Genomic DNA, 23939 nt, shown 5'->3' with positions numbered 1-23939 from the left:
TATCACTCTCCAATTCGAATTTTTGATTAATGTATTTATTTTTAAAAAAGGAAGTTATTTTAAAACAGCATCTGTCAATCGTTTATCTGATTTATATTTTGCTTTGTTTGGTTGACCTTCGGCTCTAAGTATATCTAATGTATTTAAGTTTGCTACAACAGAGAAGAGCGTACCAAAATTATATTCTTTTAAATTTAAACAAACATGTCCCTTGGTTTCCGACATAATTGATTGTGCAGTGGAAAGATTCATTTTATTGACGTTTTCTTTAAGACGTATATCTAATGTTTCAAAACGTTCTTTTGATTTGCTCCAATTCCAACTTTCAGATAGTGATGTACTTTCATGGTGATTTGTACAATGAATATAATTATTTGTAGGAAGGCGGACTTGATAATCATTAGGGGTAACTTCAACAACAGCCATATTCCCTAATGGATCTGCTAACAAGTAGTTATTAGATACCGAACTTGGAAATCTTTTTAACACTTTTATGCCTTCTTCCACAGTACAACAATTTTCTAAAATATATTTAACAGCAAAATAAAAATTCAATCCTGGCATAATTCCCTCATGAGGAACTGATGTAATTCCTACAAATAAACCATGTTGATTTATACCATCAACTTTTCCAATAAAACAATCTGAATGACCTACATACTTATTTCTCCCTTCAAAACAAACAAGTGAGGACTCTGTAAAATTTTTTAGATTAAAGAGCATATCATAATTTCGACCAATAATAATTTCTCTCCCGTTAAAAGCTGAGAAAATACTACATTGACCGGCCAATTCAAATATCCCAATACTTAAAAGAAAAGAACTTACTTCTTCATAAGAAGTATGACAGCCTTCTGCAAATCCTTTTATCTCTTTCACAACATTAGGATCAAATTCTGTAAGAATATGTTTGCATGACTCTCCAAATTTTAATTTTTCTTCGGATACTTTCGGAAACCGAAATCCATTTTTATAAAGAATTTCTGCATAATGCTTTCCTGCCTCATAAGCATCTCCCTTTAATCTCGGATGATACATTTTAATTCCCTCCAATATATTAGTATATAAAAAGAATAAACCCTCCAGTTGGTGGAGAGTTTACCCTGTTTTTTATATAAAACTATAAGCTAACTTTATTTCTTAATTACTGGTATACAAATTTTAGTAACAAACTCTGATGGATGTCTGTTTAAATCTGGTTTTATATCTCTACTATTAAAATTGACAGGTACAAGACCTTCTTCATAAATTTCAATCTCTTTCCCTATCTGAGTTAGATTTTGTTCGAAGATCCAACTATTCAATTTTTTATAGCCTTCATTCAACTCCGAATAGGGGCCTTTAACAGTAATACATGCGTATATCCCGCTGGATAAAGTCCTAAAGCCCTCTATTTTGTTCATATGTTCTACTGGAAGAAGCAGCTCTATATCAGCCTCTTTTTGACTAAATTCTCTTTCATGAAAGATAGCCATTAATTTCCCTGTAATCACGAGATTAAAAGCGTAAACTCGATTAAATAAATTTTTAACCAATTCATCAATAAATTGGACCTTTATTTTCTCACGAATCGTATACACTAGGGTCTCCTCTCGGTTTTCAATAAAGCAATCGGATAAAAAAGGCCCTGGGATTATAGAAATTTCTTTCTCTATTTGCATGTTTAATCGTTTCAATTCTTCTATTTGTTCGGAGATTTGTTCTTTTTTTCCCTCAAGTTCATCAATTTTATATGCTAATATACTTTTTAGTTGTACTTGTTCAGTGCTGTTAATAAATTCCTTAACTGTAGTTAAAGAAAATTGACAACTCTTTAAAAGCATAATTTTTTTCATGATTTGAATTTTGTCATAGTCATAATACCGATAGTTTGTTACAGGATCTATGTAAGAAGGTTTTAGTAATCCAATGTCACTATAATAACGTATTGTTTTAACTGGAATATCACATATTTTTGAAAATTCACCTATAGAATACACTGCATTCTCCCTTTACAATTAAAAATTTTTTATTTTAAATCAGTAAATATTTAGTTTGTGATAAATCGAAGTCTTCGTCAGAGAGGGAATAAGCATAGAAGAAATCTATTCCCTCTCCTTTATAACCCCTTTTACTCCTTTAACTTCATCAAAAACTTCATCTTGCTACCATCATTACCGCATGCATCGGGATGAAACTTCTTGAATACCATGCGATAATTCCGTGAAGAATCTTCTTTTCATCATTGTTGTAGTTCCTGTTTAAAGTTATTTGGTAATTACTATCATCATTTTAAAATGTTCTTCGAAACGTCTCCAACTTTATCATTGTTAGCTACTTCTTGTATATTCTTCACTAGCCTTTTTAGTTGCAATAACTTTCTTTAAGTTTAAGTACTCCTCATTGCGTAACGTACCAAATACATCAGAATTCGACTGTAAGTACGGCTCTCATATAGTTTTTCAAAATCATTTTATATAGTTAGAGATGGCGAAGCAAACCTTATCCTTATTTAGTGAGAGTTTAAAGGCAATTGGAGCTAAAAATGGGGTTAGCTCTTCGCTAACCCCATTCAAACCGCCTTATAACAACCTATACAAAGCCTGTATTATTTTACCCAGCCTAAAATCATTTCTCTTAATAATTTACTTGCCGTATTGGCTGTCATTTCTGATGTGTCATAGATTGGTGCTACTTCAACTAAGTCAAAGCCTACTACATTGACGCCACTTGCAGCAATTGCATGAATAGAAGCTAATAACTCTTTCGACGTAATGCCCCCACAATCTACAGTACCTGTACCAGGTGCATGCGCTGGATCTAGTACGTCGATATCAATTGTCACGTATACATTGCGGCCTGCTAATGTTGGTAACACTTCTTTTAACGGTTCTAACACTTCAAATTTTGAAATGTGCATACCGTTTTCTTTCGCCCATTCAAATTCTTCCTTCATACCTGAACGAATACCAAATGAATAGACATTTTTCGGTCCAATATGCTCAGCAATTTTACGAATCGGTGTTGAATGGGAAAGTGGCTCCCCTTCATATTCCACACGTAAATCTGTATGTGCATCAAAATGAATAATGGCTAAGTCATCGTACTTTGCAGACACTGCCTTCATTACAGGCCAAGACACTAAATGCTCGCCGCCCATACCGACAGGAATTTTGCCATCTTCTAATAACTTCACAATGAATTTCTCAATTTCATCTAAAGAACGTTGGGCATTGCCGAATGGTAATGGAATATCCCCAGCATCAAAATACTTGACCTCTTCTAATTCGCGATCTAAATATGGGCTATACTCTTCTAGGCCAATCGACACTTCACGAATACGTTGTGGACCAAAACGTGACCCTGGACGGTAACTTACTGTCCAGTCCATCGGCATGCCGTAAATAACTGCCTGCGCATCCTCATAAGTAGGATGACTTTTTATAAAAACATTTCCTGAATAAGCTTCATCAAATCTCATATCTAGCCTCCATTAATCTCTGAACTTCCTATAATTCAGTTGTTATAGTCATTACACCAAAAGGACTTACAGGTTTGTAATGAAACCTCACTTAGTAAATCCTCGTATACATTATTGGAACGTCTAGCAAAATTCATTTAAAATCTACAAAGTGCAATGTTGTTGTCGAAAGCTAGCGTTTCATATCAGTACAAAAAAAGTATAGATGTTTTTGAATAAAGTGCAATAGTTTTTGCTTACAATTCCGATTAAAGAAGAATATTCAGACACATACTAAACGCAAGTTGTTAGAAATCGAGGTGAAGTCGGATGAAAAGAAAAAGCTATCAACGTAAGCAAAAGCGTATAAAGCGTACACGCAAAACGCTTACACTTTTTGTCGCCTTTGCATCTGCAATAGTAGTAGCATTTATTGCACTACGCGTCTATGTTCAAGTGGCTGGTGCACCGCCTTTAACTGTACCAAAAGCCTCTATTTTCTTAGATGAAAACGAGAACCAAATTGGAGACCATTTTACAAATGAACGTCGCTATTGGGTAAGTCTTGATGAGATGTCACCCTATTTAGTAAAAGCAGCCGTCGCTGTAGAAGATAAAGATTTCTACAAACATAGCGGTTTTGACTTTTCTCGTATTGCCGGTGCGTTATTAGTTGATATTAAGGCTGGTAGTAAGGTGCAAGGTGCAAGTACGATCACCCAACAATATGCTCGAAATTTATATTTATCCCATGAAAAATCATGGACTCGAAAAGCAAACGAGGCATTGTATGCTTATAGATTAGAAGTTTTTTATAATAAAGACGAAATATTAGAAGGTTATTTGAACACGGTTTACTACGGACATGGTATGTATGGCGTAGAAGCTGCAAGTCGCTATTATTACGGAAAATCAGCAAAAGACTTGACGTTAGCGGAGGCATCCATGCTGGCAGGTGTACCGAAAGGACCAAGTATTTACTCACCCATTGCCAATCTTGAAAAGGCAACAAATCGCCAGCACGTCATTTTAAAACTGATGGCAGATCAAGGCGCGATAACACAAGAAGAGAAAACGCGTGCACAAGAAGAGCAACTTGTCTTAAAGAATGATATGTGGGTTGCCGCTAAATCCGTGGCACCTTATTTCTTAGATGTAGCTTGGCAAGAAGCAAGTGAAATTTTAAAAGCAAAAAATCTGGATATTAGCGAAGGCGGTTGGACCATTCAAACAACGCTTAACCTAGGTCATCAAAAAGCAGCAGAAGAAGCTGTAGCTAAAAATATGCCAGCTAATGATTTGCAAACAGGATTTGTCAGTATGCAATCGAAAACAGGAGCTGTTACAGCGCTTGTTGGAGGGAAAGATTATGCAGCAAGCTCTTTTAACCGTGTGACACAAGCGAAACGTCAACCAGGGTCAACAATTAAGCCTGTTTTATATGCCGCAGCGTTAGAAAATGGTTATACGCCTTTAACGTTTTTAGATGTCGGACAAACTACGTTCACTATTGATAATGGACGCAGCACTTACTCTCCTAAAAACGTCAACGGTGAATTCGCAGACCATGACATGACAATGGCTCAGGCAATTGCAATTTCTGATAATATTTATGCAGTTAAAACGTTAGAGGATATAGGATTTAAGGCATTTCATAATATAGCAGACCGTTTTGGCGTAAATATAGGCTCTAAAGACAATCTATCACTTGCTCTTGGAACGATGGAAACGACACTGTACGATATGACCAACGCTTATAATATTTTAGCGTCACAAGGACAAAAAACCGTGCCGACAACGATTATCTCCATTAAAAATGCCAATGGAGAAGTTATTTACGATAATAAAAACGTTGAAAAACAAAATGAAACGGTGCTGTCAAAAGAAAATACCTATATACTAACAGAAATGATGACTGGTATTTTCGATCCTGTATTTAGTGATTATTCACCTGCTACAGGGATTAGTATTCGTTCACGTATGACCCATACGTATGCCGCAAAATCTGGTTCTACCAATAGTGATCAGTGGCTGATCGGCTTTACACCAAATTTAACAGCGGGTGTTTGGAACGGCTACGACCAAGGTAAAAACCTTACTTCGAAAGAAGATTCAGCTGCAACAAAGCAAATTTGGATCGACTTTATGGAAAGCGTCAATAAAGGGACTAAAAACGAAGATTTCACAAAACCAAAAGGCGTTAAAGGAGTAGTAATTGATATTGAAACAGGAAAGCTTGCAACAGATGCCTGCCCTAAACAACGTCTTGTATATTTAGAAACGAAAGATGTACCTAGTGAAAAATGTACAAACTTTGATATTCTGGATAGCAATACGTGGGGAGAATTTTGGAATATGCTACCGTTCTTCAATAATAAACAATAATGCGCAACCTTTAGTGGGTCATCATCGTTTTATTTAATGAAAGCTCTCGACAAAGGCTATAGACATAAAGCGAAAAAGAAAAGCTTTCTCTTCCCCGGAGACGTGTCCGTGGGAACAGAAAGCTTTTCTTATTTTTGGTCCTGGAAAGGATGAGAATCATGGGGCATTTGGCTTGGGTTTGGGTTGTTCAAATGCCGCATAGCACTCATCACATTCTGGGACCAAGTGTCCTAGCTTACTAAAATGTAAGCTCTGAATCAAGTGTACTTTTTTTCATATCTACTTTCAACCTTATATCGAAAGCGATTGCAAAATGTCACAGATTGTTCAATCATTGTAGTTCTATTATACAAATAAGTCTTGACGTAATTGCTCCTCACTGCGCATCCACAGCTCTGGATTCAGCTCCTCTAGGAAAGAAGCTAATACTTTTTTAGACGCTTCATCCATATGGTCTACAATAATTTGTCGTTTCATCGACTTATCCATTTTATTAACGTGATCTGCCAAAATTTTATATCCACGGCGTTTTTCACGATTTACTACCATTTCACAAGCTGTTACACCAGCATAGTAAGGTCCATCCGCTTTATGGTCAATCGTTACCCAAACCAACCAGTAAGGCTTCCCACCTTCTGAATCAGCACGATCTGTCGTAAATTTAATGCCCCGTTCTACATCGCTACGTGCATGCATCGCCCCAATTTCAACTGAAGCTTTACCTTCCTCTATATCAATAATGACTGGTGACACGTTTTCAAGTGAAAGCGAACCAATACCGAATCCTTTATGGCCGTCTGTCGGGTCATTTTTTATAATGGTAAAGCCCATTTTTTGTTTTGGTTTCTCTTCATTTGCCATACTTTAATTCCCTCCATTCTGCTATTATAAAGTAAAGCATATTCTTGCGCTTTTGTGCATAAGTAAGAAGTTTATAATTTCTTATAAACTAACTATACAACATAATTCTAAAAGGAGGCACTATTATGCCATATGTAACAGTAAAAATGATTGAAGGCCGTACCGAGGAGCAAAAACGCGCACTAGTAAAAGAAGTAACAGAAGCCGTTTCACGTACAGTAAACGCACCCGTTGAAAACGTAACAGTTTTCATTGAGGAAATGTCCAAAAACCATTATGGTGTGGCAGGCGTCCGCTTCAGCGATAAATAACTATAATTCGGGTAGAGCAACAGTCCGCTCTACCCATTTTTTTAACCAAATCAATCACGTTGCTACCCGCGATTCTTTCACATATAAGGAGGTGACCTTACCATATGAACAAGTTTAAAATAGCAGTACTTATTTGTTTATTGATAATCGGTCTACTACTTATTTTTATTAATCCTATTCAAAATGCAGTTATTGCGCACTTAAGTCAACAATTAAATACGACCGATTACAGTGCTGAAGATATCGAAAAGAACAATCAAGCGACAGCAGATTTTGCATTTGAAGATGTTCAATCCCTGTCTATAGCTGAAGTTTTAAAAGCACAGACACAGCTGGATAACTTACCGGTCATCGGCAGTATTGCCATACCGACTGTAGAGCTATCTCTTCCTATAATTAAAGGCGTCGGGAATGCCTCCCTTGCTGTTGGCGCAGGCACGATGAAGGCAAACCAAACGTTGGGGCAAGGTAATTACGCCTTAGCAGGTCATTATTTTGAAAATAAAGATATATTATTTAGTCCATTGTATAATGCAAATATTGGTGATGCGATTTACGTAACGGATTTAACAACTATTTATGAGTACAAATTAACAACTAAAAAAGTGATTGCAGCAACAGATGTCTATGTCATTGACGATATCCCAAATCAAACTATTTTAACCCTTATTACATGTGCAGATAATGGCACAAAACGCCTGGCTATCCATGCAGATTTCGTGGAGCAATATCCTTTAAACGATGCACCTGCCAAGCTATCAGAAGCTTTTTAGTATAGGAAACCCCCCAAGACTGAATGGTCATGGGGGGTTATTTTATACATTATTTCATTTCTGCCTTACGACGACGCAAGAAGAACAATGCGCCTAAAACAAGCGCTACACCCGTTAGTGTAAGAGCTGTTTGGTTGGCTCCATCTGTTTGAGGCAACTTACCTTGTGCCTGTAATTGTGTTTCTAAACGTTTTGCATCTGCTTTGATTTTATCAATATCAAGTGATTTTGCAATTTCTTCCTGCTCTGCTTTTGATAATTGATTATAGTTGTTGATGAAATCTTTATACGCATCTAGCGTATCTTTATTTGCAGTAGAAGGATTGATTGACGGCAAGTTTTTCCCTTGATCAATCACATCTTGTACAGATGGTTTAGACGTTTCTGTTTTTCCAGGAGCTGTTGGATCTTTTGAATCTGTTGATGGATTCGTTGGATTACTTGGCTCTTCTGTATTTGTTGATGGATTTTCAGGATTCACCGGTTGTTCTGGTTCTGGTGTTGGCTTGTTCGGATCCACCGGCTTGCCTGGTTCTGGTGTCGGCTTGTTCGGATCCACCGGCTTGCCTGGTTCTGGTGTTGGCTTGTTCGGATCCACCGGCTTGCCTGGTTCTGGTGTTGGCTTGTTCGGATCTACCGGTTTTCCTGGTTCTGGTGTTGGTTTATTTGGTTCCACCGGTTTACCTGGTTCTGGTGGTGTTGAACCACCGCCACCGCCTCCACCGTTATCACCTGGTAATGACGGTTTTACAAGTGCAGAACATGTATCTTTTACAACGAATGAGCCAATTAAACGACTTCCTTCGTATACATTATACGTTCCTTGTTGAATTGCTTTATCTGGTAAAACAATTGTTCCAGCAACAGTCGTTGTTAACTTGTCGTTACCATTCGCATCTTTAATCGTATTTCCTTTCACATCTTTCACAGTGACTGTCGCATTTGCAAGAGGCGTACCAAATGCAGTTTGTACAGTCAATGTAAACGAAGGACATGTAGGTGCTGCTACAATTTCTGCATGACAATTAACGGAATATTGAACTGTAATTTGACCAATAAATAGGTCGCCTTGATACACGCTATAGTCCCCAGAAGGAATATCTTGAGATGGCATCGTCACTTGACCTAATGCATCTGTTGTTTTGTTTGAAGCAATTGTTGCGCCATTTTTATCTTTAATCATAATATTACTTACATTCGGGCGAACATTACCATTTTCATCTTTCACCGTTAATGTAAAGATTGGACAAGAAGGTGCTGGTTGCACTGTTGCTTCACAGTCAACATTCGATTGGAAGCTACCATTTTCTTTGCCATTGACTTCAACTTTATAAATACCTGGTTGCAGATTTGTTAATTCCAGCACACCATTCGTTGTCGGTTTTGTCGCAACAATTTTATCATCTGTATCTTTCACTGTTACAGAAGTACCGTCTGCAACTAAGTTGCCATCAACATCCTTAACAGTTAGTTTAAACGTTTCACATTTTGGTGCTTGTGTAATCGCAGTTTCACAATTCCCTTTGTATGAGATATTAACTTTACTTAAAAATTGATTGCCCTCATATAAATAGTATTCTCCTGCTTTAACACCATTTGCATCTTGAATTGACGGAACTGTAAACTTACCATCTTTATCAGTTGTTACAGTTACAATTTCGCTACCCGTTGAATCTTTCAACGTGACAGTTACTCCTGCACGAGGTACATCAACTCCAGCTTTTTTCTCATTTAATGTAATTGTAAATGCTGGACAAGCTGGTATTGGCGCAATTTCATCTTTACAGCCATCTGTATATTTCACAGTTACATTTCCAATTTTTGTATCATTTGCATCATAAACATCGTATTGTCCTGCTAATACAGTGTTCGGCACTTTTACAACACCATTAGTAGTTGCACCCGTGTATTTCACTGTACCGTTCGCATCTTTCAATGTTACATTTTGATCAGCTATAGCAGAACCATCTAGATCTTTAATTGTTAATTCAAATTCTTTACACGCATTTGCTGGTGGTGCAATATTTTCAACGTTAACAATTGTATAAGGTTTCTTTGTAACCTCGAAGTTGTTGCTATCATTAAACCTTACTTCAACTGTTGAAACTGCTTTATAGCCTGCAGGTTTTGTTTCTTCTAGTTTATAAATACCGTAGCGTAAATTTTCGAATGTCAGTTCACCATCAACTGTCGACCCTTCTGCTAAGGTAATGGATCCATCACGGTTTAATAACTTAAATTCTACGCCATCAAGTGTTGTTGTTGCACCTGTATTCGGATTTACACCTTGTTTCTTAATTTTAAACGTACCCTTTTTAGCTGAAGCATTTGTATCAGATGTACTGTACTTAAATAACTTCTTATCTCCACCTGTAGCGGATGTACCTGCGGAAGTAGCACCTGCATAGTTAATGGATGCATTATTAGATACATTTTCACCCTCATTCGGGTCACCCATAAAGTACGTTTTGTATTTAATAATATAGCCCTTACCATCGACATTTCCTAAATCTAATGTAAAGGTACCATCTGGCTGTACTTGAATATCGCTAGGACTAATCGTAATTGCTGTACCAACGTTTTGTGATTTTCCTGTGGCATTTAACTTAATTTCTTGCTTTGTAAATGTGTTTGTTAATAGCTTTTGGTTAGCTGAAGGCGTATCCGTTAACGTAATATTACCTAGCTTTGAGTTGGATTCGTTAATCGTTACTGTCCATTCAATCGTATCTGATGTTGGTTGTGGAATAGCTGTCTTAGTAATTAACTTGTTCGCTTTATCTGTAATCGTTGCGATTGCATCATACGAATATTTACCATTATCTGGAGTGTCTAAAACGGCACTATTCGTATATTTTCGAGCATCTGTACTTCCATTTCCGTAAACATCATCTGAATCTTTTGATTTGTACTCTATCAAGTACGCTTCATTATTTTCTGCAGCCGTTAACCCTGTAAATGTCAGTTCATAACTTGTTACATTGCCTTGGGCATCTTGTGTAACAGATTTCACATCCCATTTAGTAGGATCTAGTGGCGCATCTTTTGTGCCTCTTTCATCGTTCACACCTAATTTTAAAAGATTTACAGTAATAGCATCTTTTAAACTTTGACCATCTGGCACAATAATATGGTGTCCTGTACCTAATGTATCTATTAGTACGGCACCTTCGATGTTTTGCTTATTGATGTTAATACCAATTTTCCAAGAAAATTCTTGTTTGCTATTATCGACAATTGCATTGTCTTTATAACCATTTTTACCTGTAGGCGATGTTGCGGATGGTTTATAGCTAGCATTTTTTTGTGCTTTATTATTTGTACTTGTTTGACCATCCCACGTAGCATCTGCTACATTGTCATAGCTTTGTGCCACGCCACCGTTTGATTCAATATCAAACTTTGTTTTGTATTCAATTGTTACAGTTCCTGAAGGGATCGATGCGAATGTCATTGTAAATGCTTCGTCTCCGATTTCTCCCCCATTATTAATTGTTGGTGCACTACTATTTGTAACATGGAATATTTTACTCGAACCATCCCACGATGTTAACTTATGCTTTAACGTTTTACCGCTCGCATTTTTCGTTGAAATAGTATCTGCAATGACAAAGTTTGTTAATGGTTTTTCAGCGTTAATTGTTAGTTTCCATGTAATTGTTTTGTTGACATAGTCAATTGCGCCACGCTCTTTGCTAAAGATATTCGATACAATGCTTACAGTATCTGATTTTGAACTATCATCATCTAAACGCTTTACAGTATTGGTGATACTTCCTGCATTTGCATCTGTGACAAATTCTTGATCAAACTCTGTATTATACTTAATCAAATAAGCTGCACGCGGATTAGCAGCAACATCTTTAGAAAAATCAATAGTAAATCCTTGCGCAGTATCATCACTTAATGCATAATCTGTATCTTTCGTTAACAGTGTTTCTGACGCTGCTGTTTGACCATCATCATTTAACGTTACACGATACACTTGGAAATTAGCATCATATTGTATATTGTGCTTTGCCCCATTATTGTTTGCTGGAATGGTATCAGTTAATGATTGGGAAGATTTTTTGCTAAGATCTTCTCCTAACCAGTTGTACTTAATTTCCCAAGATGCTTCGTATTTATTATTCGACGTGATAGTTTTTAGTAAAGCTGGTCCATACGGGATATTTACTTGTCCTGGACTTGCCTTAGTAACGCCATTATTCGTGAATTCTGCAGTGTTCTTGTACTGCATATTGGAGCTTGTTGGATCTGCTGTAACTTTCGTTTTATACGTTAGTTTGTATGCAAAACCTCCCGCATCCAAATTGACAGGGAATGCTGTTGAACCACTGTTATAACTTACTGGCGTTCCTGGATTACTTTTGTTAATACCATTTAAACCGATTGGATATTTCTCAACTACTAAACTACCTGCTATAAATGCATGATTGGCATCTGGCGTATCGTCTACTGTAGCACCTGAAACAATTGGTTTACCTTCTGTGTTGACCCAGACTGTCCAATCAATTTCAGCGCCATCCGCTTCACGTGTAATTGCACCAGATGATTTAGTGATTGGTTCGCCACTACCAGTAGGCTGAAATATGAACGGTAACGTAATATCCGCTTTGCCTAACACAGGCATTACTAATTCTTGCTCAAGTTTAGACTCGTCTTGGAAATTGCCAAACTTGGCCATAAAATCAAATTCAATCTCTCCATCGACGCCATCTTCAATCTCACTCTCTAATGTTACGAGTATTTTACCAGCAGAATAGCTATACGAATAAGTAGCATATTCTGTAGTTTTCGAACCTGAAAATGAGTTACCTACTTGCTCAATCATATATTGTGGTAAATCAAACGTAAATGTTGAACCTACACCATAGCCTTGCGTAGGTTTCACTTCAAACACATAGTTTAAATAAACTGTGTCACCTTTTTTGGGTGCAGCGTCTGCTGGAATTTGTGATGAGTTCTCGATTACCTCGCCTGTTGGACCAGTTAGTCGAATACCCGCAGATACACCACTTACATTACCTTGCATATCACCAGCAGTTAACGCGAATGGTGCTATGTTCATAGGTGCTATTTCCGGTGTCGTTGCGTCAGTCGCCTCTTCACTTGGCTTTTCTTCACCTTCAGCTCCGTCAACTTTGTCAGACTCATCCGGTGGTGTCACAGTTGAATTGTCCGTGCCCCCCGTATTAGCATCAGTCCCATCAACTTCCCCAGGTGTTGGCACTGTTGCATCTGGATTACCTGTTTCCCCAGGTGTCGGCACTGTTGCATCTGGATTGTCTGTTTCCCCAGGTGTCGGCACCGTTGCATCTGGATTGCCTGTTTCCGGCGAATTAGAAGTAGTTTCATCATTTCCGGCTTCAACTGCTGGAGGTACAGCAGGCTCCGTATCTTCCGCAAATACGGAAATCGGCGACAGTACCGTTTGGAACACTAGCAATAATGTAATGATTGCTAAATTTAATTTTTTCATGTTTCTCTCCCTTTTTAAGTTCAGAGAGATCCCTTAAAGTGTTTGCGGACGACATTATAAGCTTTCACACTATGCGAAAACTTTGCTACAAACATTCGGTTTGCCCCTCTTCCCCTCTAATAACGTGTCGTCTCATTGATACATTAGAACCCTTCATACACTCGGTACACATACCGTTTTTGTATCGAAAACTGGTGTGTGACGCCTTCTGCTGTATAGAATGGCCTCACCCCCTTTTAAGTTTTCATTCATTATAAAAAATGATTCTAAACAAATTCTAAACATTCCCATTTTTTTCATTAACAATTCCTATATTAATGACACTTTTTATAATCGGATATGTAATTATGCATAAGAAAAAGCACTAAACCGTCACTGTTTTCTAGTGAGTTTAGTGCTTTTGTATTATATTTATAAAATAAGCAGTTTATATATATCTGCATTAGATAGATTTACACTTGATGTGTTCATTGTATTTGTAATAACTTTAAAATTTGTTGTTTCACTGATACTTGTGTACTAGAGTCCTCTAATATATCGAGTGGAAAATATACTTTATGATCTCGTTTCATGCGTCCTGAAATGGAATCCACGATAATTGATTCGCGTGATAATTCACGTAATTCTCCGTTTTTCATTTCTAAAAAGATAGGGACACGTACTTCTTCCTCACCTGGTCGATAAAAATCGTAAGGAAGATCTGCCGTTGTATCATGGACAAGATAGTAGTCTGGGTTGATGTCTGCTTGTTTAAATAATGCTTGTAACTTTTGATATTTTTCAAGTTCTACCCCTGGATCTAAATCAATGTATTGGAATAGCTTACGATTCACAAAACGGCGACTTAAATCACTTAATATCGCATCATCTTCTTGCATCCATAATTGAAAATATGTAAACAGAATACTTTCATCTAGGGCAAGGTAATCTTCCAACGAAATAGTATTTTGGAAAAATGCCAAAAAGTGTGTGGGCTCATGCTTAAACTTATAGCCTGCATTGCTTAATTGCTTTGCTCGCTTTAAAATATTATTCAAAATTACTTCTGCACTACGCGATACAGGATGGAAATAGATTTGTAAGTACATTTGATAGCGACTCATAATATAATCTTCTACAGCATGCATGCCTGTTGCTTTAATTACTACTTGATTTTTACGTGGACGCATGACACGTAATATACGTTCCATATCAAAATGACCATAGCTTACACCTGTAAAATAGGCGTCACGTTGTAAGTAATCCATTCGATCCGCATCGATTTGACTTGATATTAAGCTTATAACTTGCTTGTTCGGATATGTTTTTTCAATTACTTGTGATACTTTTTCAGGAAAATCGGGTGCTACTTTTTTTAGCACTGCATGTACTTCTGTATCCCCAAGCAAAATTTGTCTTGTGTAAAATTCATGATCTAACTCAAACACATTTTCAAATGCATGTGAAAATGGACCATGTCCTAAATCATGTAATAGGGCTGCACAAAGCACTAGCAGTCGCTCGTCTTCATCCCAATCAGGGCGACCTACAAAAACATCATCGATAATGCGACGCACTATTTCATAAACACCAAGTGAATGACTAAAGCGACTATGCTCTGCTCCGTGGAATACTAAAAACGTAGTGCCTAGTTGCCGAATTCTACGCAAACGTTGAAATTCTCTTGTTCCTACTAAATCCCAAATAACTTGATCTCGTACATGTACATAACGATGTACAGGATCTTTAAATACTTTTTCTTCTTGTAATTTTGCCTTTGCATAATGTGTCATTTGTACAGCACCTCCATTTCATCTTTCTTCTATTATATGCAAACATGATAGAACTAGCATAGAGATTACACTGTAATTATAGAGACTATCAACCTAATTAAACGTAATTTCCACTTCATACAGGTTATTATCTTCCTAAAACAAACAAAAACTACCTTCAACCGTGTGAAGATAGTCTTTTATTACTTATTTTTTAATTTAGCTAAAACTTTTTCCATTAGTTCTTCTTCCGTTAATGCAGCAACAGGGCGACTATTTACAAATGTAAATGTTTTTTTACGACCTGGGCCACAATAAGAGTGACAGCCAATTTCGATGGTTGCATCAGGATCGATTTCCTTTAATTTTGGAATTAACGTTTTTAAGTTAACGGCCTGACATTCATCGCAAACTTTAAATTCGTTTGCCATTTTGTCAACAACCCTTTCTATATAGTATTTTTCAATAAAATTTTCTAATGTCCGCATAATCTTCACATATTTAAGTATGTAGCATACGCACAAACCTACAATCGGTATTGTATCGTATTATTCCCCTTGTATTCAAGCATAATTCCTTTCACATAGATGAATAAAAGGTTAAAAGATTGGTCATGCTAGACATAAATAAAGAAATTCCAAATAAAGGTGGGAGGATTTTATAATGAGTAAAGTAAGACAAGATGCTTGGTTAGAAGAAAATGATGAATTGCTAGCAGAGGCAGTAATTCGTCACGTAACGGAAGGAAGTACACAATTAAATGCTTTTGAAGAAGCTGGTGATGCGTTAAATCGTACGGCTGCTGCATGTGGTTTCCGTTGGAATGCTGTTGTTCGTAAAGCTTATGAGGAGCAACTAGCTGAAGCGAAAAAAGAAAGAAAAGAGAGAATGCGAGTGTTGGGTGCACCAGCAAGACGTCGTTCCACAAGTATGTTTACAATAAATAATAGTGATACAGATAGCAAGTCAATTCCTTTATCTGCCCTATCTCTTGATATTGTCATAGCATATTTACTACGTTTACAACATTCTGGTGAAATAGGTAATGAGTCTTCAAAATGGAGACAACTTGTGCACGTAACATCCGAGAAAAATAAAAAGCTAGAGAAAACCATTGCACTGCTAGAAGAAGAAAACCGTGCAATTCGCAAAGACTATGAGCAGTTTGTACAAATTATGAACCGCGCTAGACGCCTTGTAACGTTAGATGAAGAGGAAGAACGTATTGCGCCTGTTTTCAAAATGGAGAAAAACGGAAATCTAGTTGTTAGCGGTCCAACCTATCAAAAAGAAAATGGCGATGTGCTTAGTTAGCACCATCGCCTTTTTTTGCTAGAAAATATGATTACATTTACTTCAACGCAAGCATTTTGGCATTTCGCTCTAATACTCGTTGTAAATAAAATGCATATAATGGCAATTCTTCATCGTGAAATGGCTCTAACCGAACTTCTTCAGCCATTGTATGAAGTATTTGCTGTAAACGAATTACTACGTCTTTGACTGTCAAAGAGGCATCCACTAATTCACTTAACGAAGCCATTACATCTGGTAGTATTTGAGGATACATAAATTTCGTTACCTCTCCTTGTAAACTTTCAGCGTAAAAATCACGAATTAGTGCCGCACGCTCCGCTCCGCTTCCTTCAATACATAAATAAATTTGCACTGCTACACCTTGTCGTAATCGTCTTTGGGAAATACCTGCAAATTTCTTGCCTTCAATACTTAAATCATAGGAACCTGGGCAATAGGAGCCGACTATTTCATAGGCTTCGATTTTATCAGCAGCTTCAGGAAATAGTGCTTTAATCAGCGCAACCATGACATCATAGCCATCATTAATGCCTATGGCTGTTGTTTGTTCAGATAAAACAACTGATAGATTCAGTATCCCTTCATCTAACACAACAGCAAGACCACCTGAATTGCGAACAATGGGATGATAGCCTCGCTTCTCAAGCAACTTCATGCCTTGCTGTACATGAGGTAACCGATGATCTTGAATGCCAAGTACCACCGAAGCATTATGTACCCATGTACGAATAGTCGGGGGTGATACGAGCTGTCCTACCAATTGACATAATGTATCATCTGTTGCAAATGATTCAAGGGGGCTGCTATTTTTCAAGCTAATAGATTGATCATAAAAACGCCAAATGGGCTGTTGTAAATTACTGTTCATGTATTTTAAAGCTCCTCTATTTCCATCATCTCTTCTCTTTAGCATACATCATCCATAGATGGTGTCAAATTGGTGAAAATCAATCATGAATTTAGGGATTTTGTACAAACTATGATAAACTAAATTAAGAATGATTTTCACTTATAAAGGAGTGCTTTGCATAATGAATGAAGCAGCAATTACATTAGACGGTTGGTACGCTTTACATGATTTCCGCTCAATTGACTGGGCTTCTTGGAAACTTGTGTCCGCAGAAGAACGTCAAGCAGCAGTTGAAGAATTTATTGCTTATTTAGAAAAGTTAAATGAAGCAGATGTTGCTAAAACAGGTGCACATGCTTTCTACGCGATTGTTGGTCAAAAGGCCGACTTTATGATTATGACATTACGCGAAACAATGGATGAATTACAAGAGTTGGAAGCGGAATTTAATAAATTAGCTATTGCTGATTTTACTATTCCTACATATTCTTATGTATCTGTTGTTGAGCTTTCAAACTACTTAGCTGGCGAATCAAACGAAGACCCATACCAAAATCCACATGTCCGTGCACGACTATACCCTGAACTACCTCGTTCTAAGTATGTTTGCTTCTACCCAATGGACAAGCGTCGCCAAGGGAATGATAACTGGTATATGCTATCAATGGACGAGCGTAAGTCATTAATGCGTTCTCACGGTATGATTGGTCGCGGCTATGCTGGTAAAGTAAAACAAATTATCACTGGTTCTGTAGGTTTTGATGACCACGAATGGGGCGTTACATTATTTGCAGATGACGTATTACAGTTCAAAAAACTCGTTTATGAAATGCGTTTTGACGAAGTTTCTGCTCGTTACGGTGAGTTCGGTGAATTTTTCGTCGGTAACCTACTTGATAACGAAAAATTGGTTAATTTCCTATCAGTTAAATAAAAAAACGCGAGTCCATATCGAATGGGCTCGCATTTTTTATACTTCATTTTCCTCACTGTATTCCGATTCTACTATTAAAATAATGGTATGAATAAAAAATCCAATAAGAATCATGAAAAATACTAAATACCAATCATATGGCTGATCATAATACTCAGCAATTCCAACAGCCATAAATGCACTTGCGATAATGGCTACAAACATACCGAAAATACGCATTGTACTACTCCTTTTTATAAAAACAATAATCATTTTCACTTTAGTATGTCACAATGCATTTTTAATATACTTGCAAATCATAAGTTTTTTCACATTTTTTCGCAAAAAAATAATAAAAAATTTATTATTTCCCTTGTACTTGGTCATTATTCAAGTGGGGAGAGCATATACATCTTCTTGTTAATTGTAATGAGGTACTCCTCGTTGAACATTCAACAAGAAGTACCTTATGAATGGTACATTACGTAAAGCTTTAAGAGCCTTCATCCTTCACTTTTAAAATTATAATAATCGTATTAATGAAAAAACCTACCAAGATTATTATTATAAAAAGATACCAATGGAGGGGTTGACCATAGATATTACCAAGCAAAAATGCGAGCACTGCACTTATTAAAATTCCAACCCAAACACCTTTCTCCATCTCTCGTCACCTCACATGTATTCATACACATGCAATTTTCTCTCTCATAATCCCCTAATGTAATGTTTATTTTATCTTTACCTCATTAGTAACTATCGAAAACGACCTTTTGTTGACGGACTCCCCCGTTATTACTAATATATGCTTCATCATTTTGATTTGTGAATTTCTTTCTTATCAAAATTGAACATGTCTACAATACCTTCATGCATATACTGTTTGCGAGGAGGTTTGAAAATCGCTGTAATAAAGACGAATGATGCACAGACAGCTTTGCTTGCAAGGCTTATGCGTGCAGAAGCTGAAGGCGAAGGTGAATTAGGCATGCTGATGGTCGGCAATGTTGGCGTCAATCGTGTACGAGCAGATTGTCTAGATTTTGGTGATATTCGAACACTGGAGCAAATGGTTTATCAACGACCAGGGGGGTTTGAAGCAACAACAAAAAGTTATTTTTATCAACGGGCACGTGAACAAGATCTTCGATTAGCAAAAAGGGTTATTGAAGGTGAAAGATTTCATCCAGCTACTCGCTCTCTGTGGTTTTTCAGACCTGAGGGTAACTGCCCTGCACAATGGTATGGACAGTGGAATACGGGACGGTTCAAATCGCATTGCTTCTTCTCTCCAACGGAAGAAGATTGCCCTCAAATTTAAATGAAAGAAGGTTGATACTTATGATGCCTTACTATTGGACACCGACAACACAGCAACAAATGACGCCTCCTCCAGTGACGCTTCCAAGCGGACGGCCACCTGGACGTGAGGAATCGTATATTGAAAACATCTTACGTTTGAATCGAGGAAAACCTGGTACTTTCCACTTTTCCTTCGAACATGCTATTGAGCAAGGGAAAAACACCAAGACTGTAAGAGGTGTTGTAGAAGCAGCTGGTCGGGATCACGTTATTTTACGAGAAATCAAATCGAATCATCGTTTTTTATTCCCAATGATTTACTTTGATTTCGCAGAATACGATGAGGAAATGTCTTATTTCAATCAAAATCCATAACTGAAATGGGGTAAGGAAAAAAGAAAAAGTGTTAGATTGACACAATCAATCTAACACTTTTTTGCTGCGCACTTATTATCCGATACAACGGCTATCAGCAGCTATTCATTTTCTTGTAAATATTGCAAAGTCGCTTTTCCTAATGTTTTTGCTGCAATAAGCATTGCACGTTCATCAAAATCAAAGCGGGCGTGGTGGTGGGGATAGGCTGTTTGCCATTCGGGCTTTTTAGCACCTGTAAAGAAAAACGTACCAGGCACTTGTTCAAGATAATAGGCAAAGTCCTCACCAATCATAAATGGCGGGCATGTAATGACATTTTCCACCCCTGGAATTTCTGCCGCAAGCTGGGCAACGAACTGGGTTTCATTTGCATGATTATAGACAGGAGGATACCCTCTTGTATAACGATATTCATAACTTGCTCCGAAGGCCAAACAAGTAGCTTTTAAGACCGCTTCAAGCTCTTGTTCCATTTGTGTACGTACCTGTTCCTCAAATGTCCGTACTGTACCCGTTAATGCTACTCGTTCTGCAATAACATTAAATGGATTAATGGCTTCAAAATGTCCAATTGTCAAAACTGCTGATTTTAATGGATCAATTCGTCGAGCGACTAATTGCTGGACATTGATAACAAATTGAGAGGCTAGTACAACTGCATCAATGGAATGGTGTGGTTCTGCTCCATGGCCGCCTTTTCCTTGAATAAGAATTTCCGCTTTATCGGCGGCTGCCATTATAGCTCCCTCTCTTACTAAAATATCCCCAAGTGGTGTTGGTGCCCATAAATGTGTCCCAAAGATCACATCGACCCCATCTAGGCAACCATCTTCAATCATCGGCTTTGCCCCGCCTGGTGCAACTTCCTCCGCATGTTGATGAATAAACACAACATTACCTACCAGGTCATCCTTCATTGCATTAAGCGCTTTAGCCAATCCAAGTAAAGTGGCTGTATGTCCGTCATGTCCACATGCATGCATTTTACCGTCGATTAATGATTTATAAGGCACATCATTTTCTTCTTGAATAGCTAATGCATCAAAATCAGCACGTAACGCTACGGTTTGTCCTGTCTTTGCACCGCGTAACGTTGCCACAACGCCTCGTCCGCCTACTTGTTCCCGTACTTCATGCCCTAACGCTCTATGAAAAGCTGCTATGTATGCAGGTGTTTCCACTTCTTCAAAAGATATTTCCGGATACTGATGTAGATGACGACGAATTGCTACCATTTCCTCATAGCCATCATCTAATAACGCAAATAATTTTTCCATATACCATTAACCTCACTTTCTACTTTCGTTCCTTTTTTTAGTAATACTAGTGTACCCTACAAATCCTTACAAAAACAATAGGAATTAATATAATCAACATGCTATTTCTATTGTGGAAAGACGTTCTATTGATAAAAAAATAGTATGCCAGTTTACCTAGCATACTATTTTAAAGTTTAGGGCCATACCCTCGTTACATATTTTTTTGTACAAATACCTGTGAGGAAAAATTCATTTCTCATTTTGCATGTTTTAACGCACTAACGATAATTAGCACCCAACCAGCTAAAAATAACACGCCACCAATTGGTGTAATTGCCCCTAATACTTTAATGCCACTTACTGCTAACACATATAAACTTCCTGCAAAAAAAACAATTCCTAAATTAAAGAAAATACCTGCTAACTTTAATTGTTTTACCTCACCTAGCAATTTCGAGCTCATTAAAAGACCGATGACTAGCAGACCTGTAGCATGGAACATTTGGTATTGCACAGCTGTTTCCCAAATGCTAAGACCATATTCATCTACAACATCTTTTAATGCATGTGCACCAAATGCACCTAGTGCCACTGCTAAAAAGCCATGAAGTGCCCCTGTGACAATAAATTTTTTCATCGTATTTACCCTACCTTTTTCTCTACTACTCAATTTTTTAGTCTAATGTTGCCCACTAATTAAAAATCAAAGATTGAATCACCATTTGCGCCATCATCATGTTGGATTTTTGCTGTATATAAATTGGACGGCTTTTGTTCAGTAGCTAACATTTGCGGTAGATGTTTTGACTGAACATTGGAAGTTTCTATAGGTAAATCTAGCACTACATCGCATAATGCACGAATAGCTGTCAGTGCTTCACGTATATGCTGTTCATTCGTTGCATTTTTTACACTAGCTAATTGTTTTTCAAGCTGCTGTATGACAGCTTCATATGATATCATTGCGCTCTCTCACCTTCTGCTTTTGGCACGAATTTTAGGCAGTTCATACCAGACGATTGTTTAACAACAACTGATGGCATTTGCTTCGTTTTAAAGCCATATGCCACACAAGCACGCGGTGTTTGCGGGTCCCACGTTACTTTAAAATATTGACATTTAAAACAATTTACCTGCATCGCTGTGCCCCTCTTTCTTCTATTATAAACTGTACCATGATTTTTCTAGTGTATAAAGCAAACGATTTGTGCCACTTTATACTAAACACCAATCAATCGGTTGTTCTCCCCACTCCAGTAGTTGTGCATTGACTTGTGAATACGGTTTGCTACCAAAAAAGCCTCTATATGCACTTAATGGACTCGGATGTGGCGCTTCTAAGATGACATGTGGGGTTGCGTGCTGATGAATTATTTGCTTTTTGCGCTGCGCAGGCTTGCCCCATAGCACAAAGATAATTGGTTTTTGTCGTGCAGCCAGTTTATCAATCACCGTATCCGTAAACTGTTCCCAGCCTTGCTCCTTATGGGAGTGAGCTTGTCCTGCTCTTACTGTCAGCACTGTATTTAAGAGCATTACACCCTGCTCTGCCCATTTCGTCAATGTACCATGCTGTGGTATTGGACAACCAATATCATCTTGTAATTCCTGTAGCATATTGCGCAAGCTTGGTGGATGTGGGACATTGGGCTTTACAGAAAAGCTTAGACCATGCGCTTGATTCGGTCCATGGTACGGATCTTGTCCTAAGATTACCACTTTTACATCACGATAAGCTGTGCAATAAAATGCATTCATAACATCATGCATTGGTGGATAAATGGTCTGTGTCGAATATTCATGGGCCACAAATTGACGTAAACGTTGATAATATGGTTTTTCTAATTCTTCTGCTAGTATTGTTTGCCAATCATTTGGGAATACTTCTTTCATTGAAATGCCCCTTTCTTTTATTTACAACGGTACAAAAAAATAACGTGTTATTCAAGTTTCAATTAATACTGACCTTATAAAAATATTGATTTCTGACTATTTTTACAGAATCAGATTAAGACTATACTAAACGGTAGATTAAACTATTCTTTCATGAAGGAGATCTTTCACATGGCTCTTAAAAAAACTTTAACAATCGCAGGTTCAGATACATCTGGCGGCGCAGGTATGCAAGCCGACCTGAAAACTTTCCAAGAACATGGCACATACGGTATGGTGGCATTAACAGTAGTTGTGACAATGGATCCAAATGGATGGACACATAATGTAACGCCATTGCCAACAGAGCTTCTTCAAAAACAAATTGATACAGCATTATCAACAGGCATTGATGCAGTAAAAACAGGGATGCTTTCAACAGAAGAAATTATTCGTATGGCTGGTGAGGCGATCGCCAAATCTGGTACTTCAAATGTTGTGATTGATCCTGTTATGGTATGCAAAGGGGATGACGAGGTTTTAAACCCTGGCAACACTGACGCTATGATTCAACACTTGCTACCACTGGCTGCCGTGACAACACCAAACCTTTTTGAAGCAGGACAATTAGCTGGTACAGGTACACCAAAGTCAATTGATGAGATGAAAACAGCGGCCAAAAAAATTCATGAACTAGGTGCAAAAGCAGTTGTCATTAAAGGCGGAAAAGCATTAGCAACTGAAAAAGCAACAGACTTATTTTTTGATGGCGCAACATTCTACTTATTAGAATCAGAAAAAGTCGCTTCTACGTTTAACCACGGCGCAGGCTGTACATTCGCTGCTTCTGTGACAGCTAATCTTGCCAATGGACTATCTGTCAAAGAAGCTGTAATTGAAGCAAAAGAATTTGTATCGGCTGCCATCGCACATGGGTGGGCGTTAAATGAATATGTAGGACCAGTTATGCACGGTGCTAAATCTCGATTTGGTGCACCAGCAGTTACTGTAACTGAAATTTAATAAATCATAAATAAGAAAAAGTG

General features: G+C 37.6%; 22 protein-coding genes. 8 read left to right on the top strand and 14 right to left on the bottom strand.

Features of this window, described 5'->3' with window-relative positions:
* Positions 1 to 54 precede the first annotated feature (54 nt).
* From MKY08_RS02235 to speB, 3 genes are all read right to left on the bottom strand, one after another.
* Entirely contained in the window at positions 55 to 1038 is a 984-nt protein-coding gene (locus MKY08_RS02235) for a C45 family peptidase (protein ID WP_069512859.1), read from the bottom strand.
* 95 nt (positions 1039 to 1133) lie between these two features.
* Positions 1134 to 1979, bottom strand: a complete 846-nt coding sequence (locus MKY08_RS02230) for a MerR family transcriptional regulator (protein WP_069512860.1) — start codon at positions 1977 to 1979, stop codon at positions 1134 to 1136.
* 608 nt (positions 1980 to 2587) lie between these two features.
* Positions 2588 to 3460, bottom strand: a complete 873-nt coding sequence (gene speB / locus MKY08_RS02225) for an agmatinase (RefSeq protein ID WP_069512861.1) — start codon at positions 3458 to 3460, stop codon at positions 2588 to 2590.
* A gap of 309 nt (positions 3461 to 3769) precedes the next feature.
* Between speB and MKY08_RS02220 the strand changes: the two genes are divergently transcribed.
* Positions 3770 to 5824 (top strand): PBP1A family penicillin-binding protein, encoded by a 2055-nt coding sequence (locus MKY08_RS02220; protein WP_069512862.1) that lies wholly within the window; start codon positions 3770 to 3772, stop codon positions 5822 to 5824.
* Positions 5825 to 6169: 345 nt separating this feature from the next.
* On the opposite strand, the gene MKY08_RS02215 is transcribed toward MKY08_RS02220, so the two are convergent.
* The gene (locus MKY08_RS02215; RefSeq protein WP_024362849.1) at positions 6170 to 6685 is read right to left on the bottom strand and encodes a YwhD family protein; all 516 of its coding nucleotides are present in this window, start codon (positions 6683 to 6685) and stop codon (positions 6170 to 6172) included.
* A gap of 125 nt (positions 6686 to 6810) precedes the next feature.
* Between MKY08_RS02215 and MKY08_RS02210 the strand changes: the two genes are divergently transcribed.
* Together MKY08_RS02210 and MKY08_RS02205 are read left to right on the top strand one after the other, a co-directional pair.
* On the top strand, positions 6811 to 6996 hold the full coding sequence (locus tag MKY08_RS02210; RefSeq protein ID WP_024362848.1) for a 2-hydroxymuconate tautomerase: 186 nt from the start codon (positions 6811 to 6813) through the stop codon (positions 6994 to 6996).
* Positions 6997 to 7100: 104 nt separating this feature from the next.
* Positions 7101 to 7769: a class A sortase gene (locus MKY08_RS02205; RefSeq protein ID WP_069512863.1), complete on the top strand. Its 669-nt coding sequence runs from the start codon at positions 7101 to 7103 to the stop codon at positions 7767 to 7769.
* 49 nt (positions 7770 to 7818) lie between these two features.
* On the opposite strand, the gene MKY08_RS02200 is transcribed toward MKY08_RS02205, so the two are convergent.
* The 3 genes from MKY08_RS02200 to MKY08_RS02190 all read right to left on the bottom strand — a co-directional run bounded on the left by MKY08_RS02200 (position 7819) and on the right by MKY08_RS02190 (position 15433).
* Entirely contained in the window at positions 7819 to 13251 is a 5433-nt protein-coding gene (locus MKY08_RS02200; protein ID WP_069512864.1) for a collagen binding domain-containing protein, read from the bottom strand.
* A 467-nt stretch (positions 13252 to 13718) separates the two neighbouring features.
* Positions 13719 to 15023, bottom strand: coding sequence for an HD domain-containing protein (locus MKY08_RS02195; protein ID WP_069512865.1), 1305 nt, complete (start codon positions 15021 to 15023; stop codon positions 13719 to 13721).
* Positions 15024 to 15205: 182 nt separating this feature from the next.
* Complete coding sequence (locus MKY08_RS02190; RefSeq protein WP_024362844.1) at positions 15206 to 15433, bottom strand: DUF1450 domain-containing protein; 228 nt, start codon at positions 15431 to 15433, stop codon at positions 15206 to 15208.
* A gap of 232 nt (positions 15434 to 15665) precedes the next feature.
* Between MKY08_RS02190 and MKY08_RS02185 the strand changes: the two genes are divergently transcribed.
* Positions 15666 to 16316 carry an RsfA family transcriptional regulator gene (locus tag MKY08_RS02185; RefSeq protein ID WP_069512866.1) on the top strand — a complete coding sequence of 217 codons (651 nt, stop codon included), beginning with the start codon at positions 15666 to 15668 and terminating at the stop codon, positions 16314 to 16316.
* Positions 16317 to 16353: 37 nt separating this feature from the next.
* Here MKY08_RS02185 and MKY08_RS02180 read toward each other — a convergent pair whose 3' ends face one another.
* Entirely contained in the window at positions 16354 to 17187 is an 834-nt protein-coding gene (locus MKY08_RS02180; RefSeq protein WP_069512867.1) for a lipoate--protein ligase family protein, read from the bottom strand.
* A 163-nt stretch (positions 17188 to 17350) separates the two neighbouring features.
* Between MKY08_RS02180 and hemQ the strand changes: the two genes are divergently transcribed.
* A complete protein-coding gene (gene hemQ / locus MKY08_RS02175) occupies positions 17351 to 18103 on the top strand; it encodes a hydrogen peroxide-dependent heme synthase (protein WP_024362841.1) in 753 nt (250 codons plus the stop codon).
* A gap of 36 nt (positions 18104 to 18139) precedes the next feature.
* Here hemQ and MKY08_RS02170 read toward each other — a convergent pair whose 3' ends face one another.
* A complete protein-coding gene (locus MKY08_RS02170; RefSeq protein WP_025218558.1) occupies positions 18140 to 18322 on the bottom strand; it encodes a hypothetical protein in 183 nt (60 codons plus the stop codon).
* Positions 18323 to 18977: 655 nt separating this feature from the next.
* Here MKY08_RS02170 and MKY08_RS02165 point away from each other — a divergent pair.
* Together MKY08_RS02165 and gerQ are read left to right on the top strand one after the other, a co-directional pair.
* Positions 18978 to 19403: a cell wall hydrolase gene (locus MKY08_RS02165; protein WP_081328013.1), complete on the top strand. Its 426-nt coding sequence runs from the start codon at positions 18978 to 18980 to the stop codon at positions 19401 to 19403.
* Between the two features lie 20 nt (positions 19404 to 19423).
* Positions 19424 to 19759, top strand: coding sequence for a spore coat protein GerQ (gene gerQ, locus MKY08_RS02160; RefSeq protein WP_069512868.1), 336 nt, complete (start codon positions 19424 to 19426; stop codon positions 19757 to 19759).
* Positions 19760 to 19860: 101 nt separating this feature from the next.
* Here gerQ and MKY08_RS02155 read toward each other — a convergent pair whose 3' ends face one another.
* From MKY08_RS02155 to MKY08_RS02135, 5 genes are all read right to left on the bottom strand, one after another.
* Entirely contained in the window at positions 19861 to 21039 is a 1179-nt protein-coding gene (locus MKY08_RS02155; protein WP_069512869.1) for an amidohydrolase, read from the bottom strand.
* 238 nt (positions 21040 to 21277) lie between these two features.
* Complete coding sequence (locus tag MKY08_RS02150; protein WP_024362834.1) at positions 21278 to 21658, bottom strand: DUF423 domain-containing protein; 381 nt, start codon at positions 21656 to 21658, stop codon at positions 21278 to 21280.
* Positions 21659 to 21717: 59 nt separating this feature from the next.
* Complete coding sequence (locus MKY08_RS02145) at positions 21718 to 21984, bottom strand: YwdI family protein (RefSeq protein ID WP_069512870.1); 267 nt, start codon at positions 21982 to 21984, stop codon at positions 21718 to 21720.
* Complete coding sequence (locus MKY08_RS02140; protein WP_024362832.1) at positions 21981 to 22160, bottom strand: hypothetical protein; 180 nt, start codon at positions 22158 to 22160, stop codon at positions 21981 to 21983. The genes MKY08_RS02145 and MKY08_RS02140 overlap by 4 nt, the downstream gene beginning before the upstream one ends.
* 76 nt (positions 22161 to 22236) lie before the next feature.
* Positions 22237 to 22914 (bottom strand): uracil-DNA glycosylase, encoded by a 678-nt coding sequence (locus MKY08_RS02135; RefSeq protein WP_069512871.1) that lies wholly within the window; start codon positions 22912 to 22914, stop codon positions 22237 to 22239.
* A 171-nt stretch (positions 22915 to 23085) separates the two neighbouring features.
* On the opposite strand from MKY08_RS02135, the gene thiD reads away from it, so the two are divergent.
* On the top strand, positions 23086 to 23916 hold the full coding sequence (gene thiD / locus MKY08_RS02130) for a bifunctional hydroxymethylpyrimidine kinase/phosphomethylpyrimidine kinase (protein ID WP_069512872.1): 831 nt from the start codon (positions 23086 to 23088) through the stop codon (positions 23914 to 23916).
* Positions 23917 to 23939: the final 23 nt, after the last annotated feature.

Origin of the sequence: Lysinibacillus sp. FSL M8-0337, from assembly GCF_038593855.1 — a bacterium.
In the GTDB taxonomy this organism is placed as follows: domain Bacteria; phylum Bacillota; class Bacilli; order Bacillales_A; family Planococcaceae; genus Lysinibacillus; species Lysinibacillus sphaericus_D.
The sequence above is the reverse complement of the archived record's forward strand: the minus strand, read 5'-3'. Positions and strand labels throughout refer to the sequence as shown.

Coding starts and splice junctions, on each gene's coding strand:
- MKY08_RS02235 (WP_069512859.1), bottom strand. CDS start 1,038: ATGTATCATCCGAGATTAAAGGGAGATGCTTATGAGGCAGGAAAGCAT.
- speB (WP_069512861.1), bottom strand. CDS start 3,460: ATGAGATTTGATGAAGCTTATTCAGGAAATGTTTTTATAAAAAGTCAT.
- MKY08_RS02220 (WP_069512862.1), top strand. CDS start 3,770: ATGAAAAGAAAAAGCTATCAACGTAAGCAAAAGCGTATAAAGCGTACA.
- MKY08_RS02215 (WP_024362849.1), bottom strand. CDS start 6,685: ATGGCAAATGAAGAGAAACCAAAACAAAAAATGGGCTTTACCATTATA.
- MKY08_RS02210 (WP_024362848.1), top strand. CDS start 6,811: ATGCCATATGTAACAGTAAAAATGATTGAAGGCCGTACCGAGGAGCAA.
- MKY08_RS02205 (WP_069512863.1), top strand. CDS start 7,101: ATGAACAAGTTTAAAATAGCAGTACTTATTTGTTTATTGATAATCGGT.
- MKY08_RS02200 (WP_069512864.1), bottom strand. CDS start 13,251: ATGAAAAAATTAAATTTAGCAATCATTACATTATTGCTAGTGTTCCAA.
- MKY08_RS02195 (WP_069512865.1), bottom strand. CDS start 15,023: ATGACACATTATGCAAAGGCAAAATTACAAGAAGAAAAAGTATTTAAA.
- MKY08_RS02190 (WP_024362844.1), bottom strand. CDS start 15,433: ATGGCAAACGAATTTAAAGTTTGCGATGAATGTCAGGCCGTTAACTTA.
- MKY08_RS02185 (WP_069512866.1), top strand. CDS start 15,666: ATGAGTAAAGTAAGACAAGATGCTTGGTTAGAAGAAAATGATGAATTG.
- MKY08_RS02180 (WP_069512867.1), bottom strand. CDS start 17,187: ATGAACAGTAATTTACAACAGCCCATTTGGCGTTTTTATGATCAATCT.
- hemQ (WP_024362841.1), top strand. CDS start 17,351: ATGAATGAAGCAGCAATTACATTAGACGGTTGGTACGCTTTACATGAT.
- MKY08_RS02170 (WP_025218558.1), bottom strand. CDS start 18,322: ATGCGTATTTTCGGTATGTTTGTAGCCATTATCGCAAGTGCATTTATG.
- gerQ (WP_069512868.1), top strand. CDS start 19,424: ATGATGCCTTACTATTGGACACCGACAACACAGCAACAAATGACGCCT.
- MKY08_RS02155 (WP_069512869.1), bottom strand. CDS start 21,039: ATGGAAAAATTATTTGCGTTATTAGATGATGGCTATGAGGAAATGGTA.
- MKY08_RS02150 (WP_024362834.1), bottom strand. CDS start 21,658: ATGAAAAAATTTATTGTCACAGGGGCACTTCATGGCTTTTTAGCAGTG.
- MKY08_RS02145 (WP_069512870.1), bottom strand. CDS start 21,984: ATGATATCATATGAAGCTGTCATACAGCAGCTTGAAAAACAATTAGCT.
- MKY08_RS02140 (WP_024362832.1), bottom strand. CDS start 22,160: ATGCAGGTAAATTGTTTTAAATGTCAATATTTTAAAGTAACGTGGGAC.
- MKY08_RS02135 (WP_069512871.1), bottom strand. CDS start 22,914: ATGAAAGAAGTATTCCCAAATGATTGGCAAACAATACTAGCAGAAGAA.
- thiD (WP_069512872.1), top strand. CDS start 23,086: ATGGCTCTTAAAAAAACTTTAACAATCGCAGGTTCAGATACATCTGGC.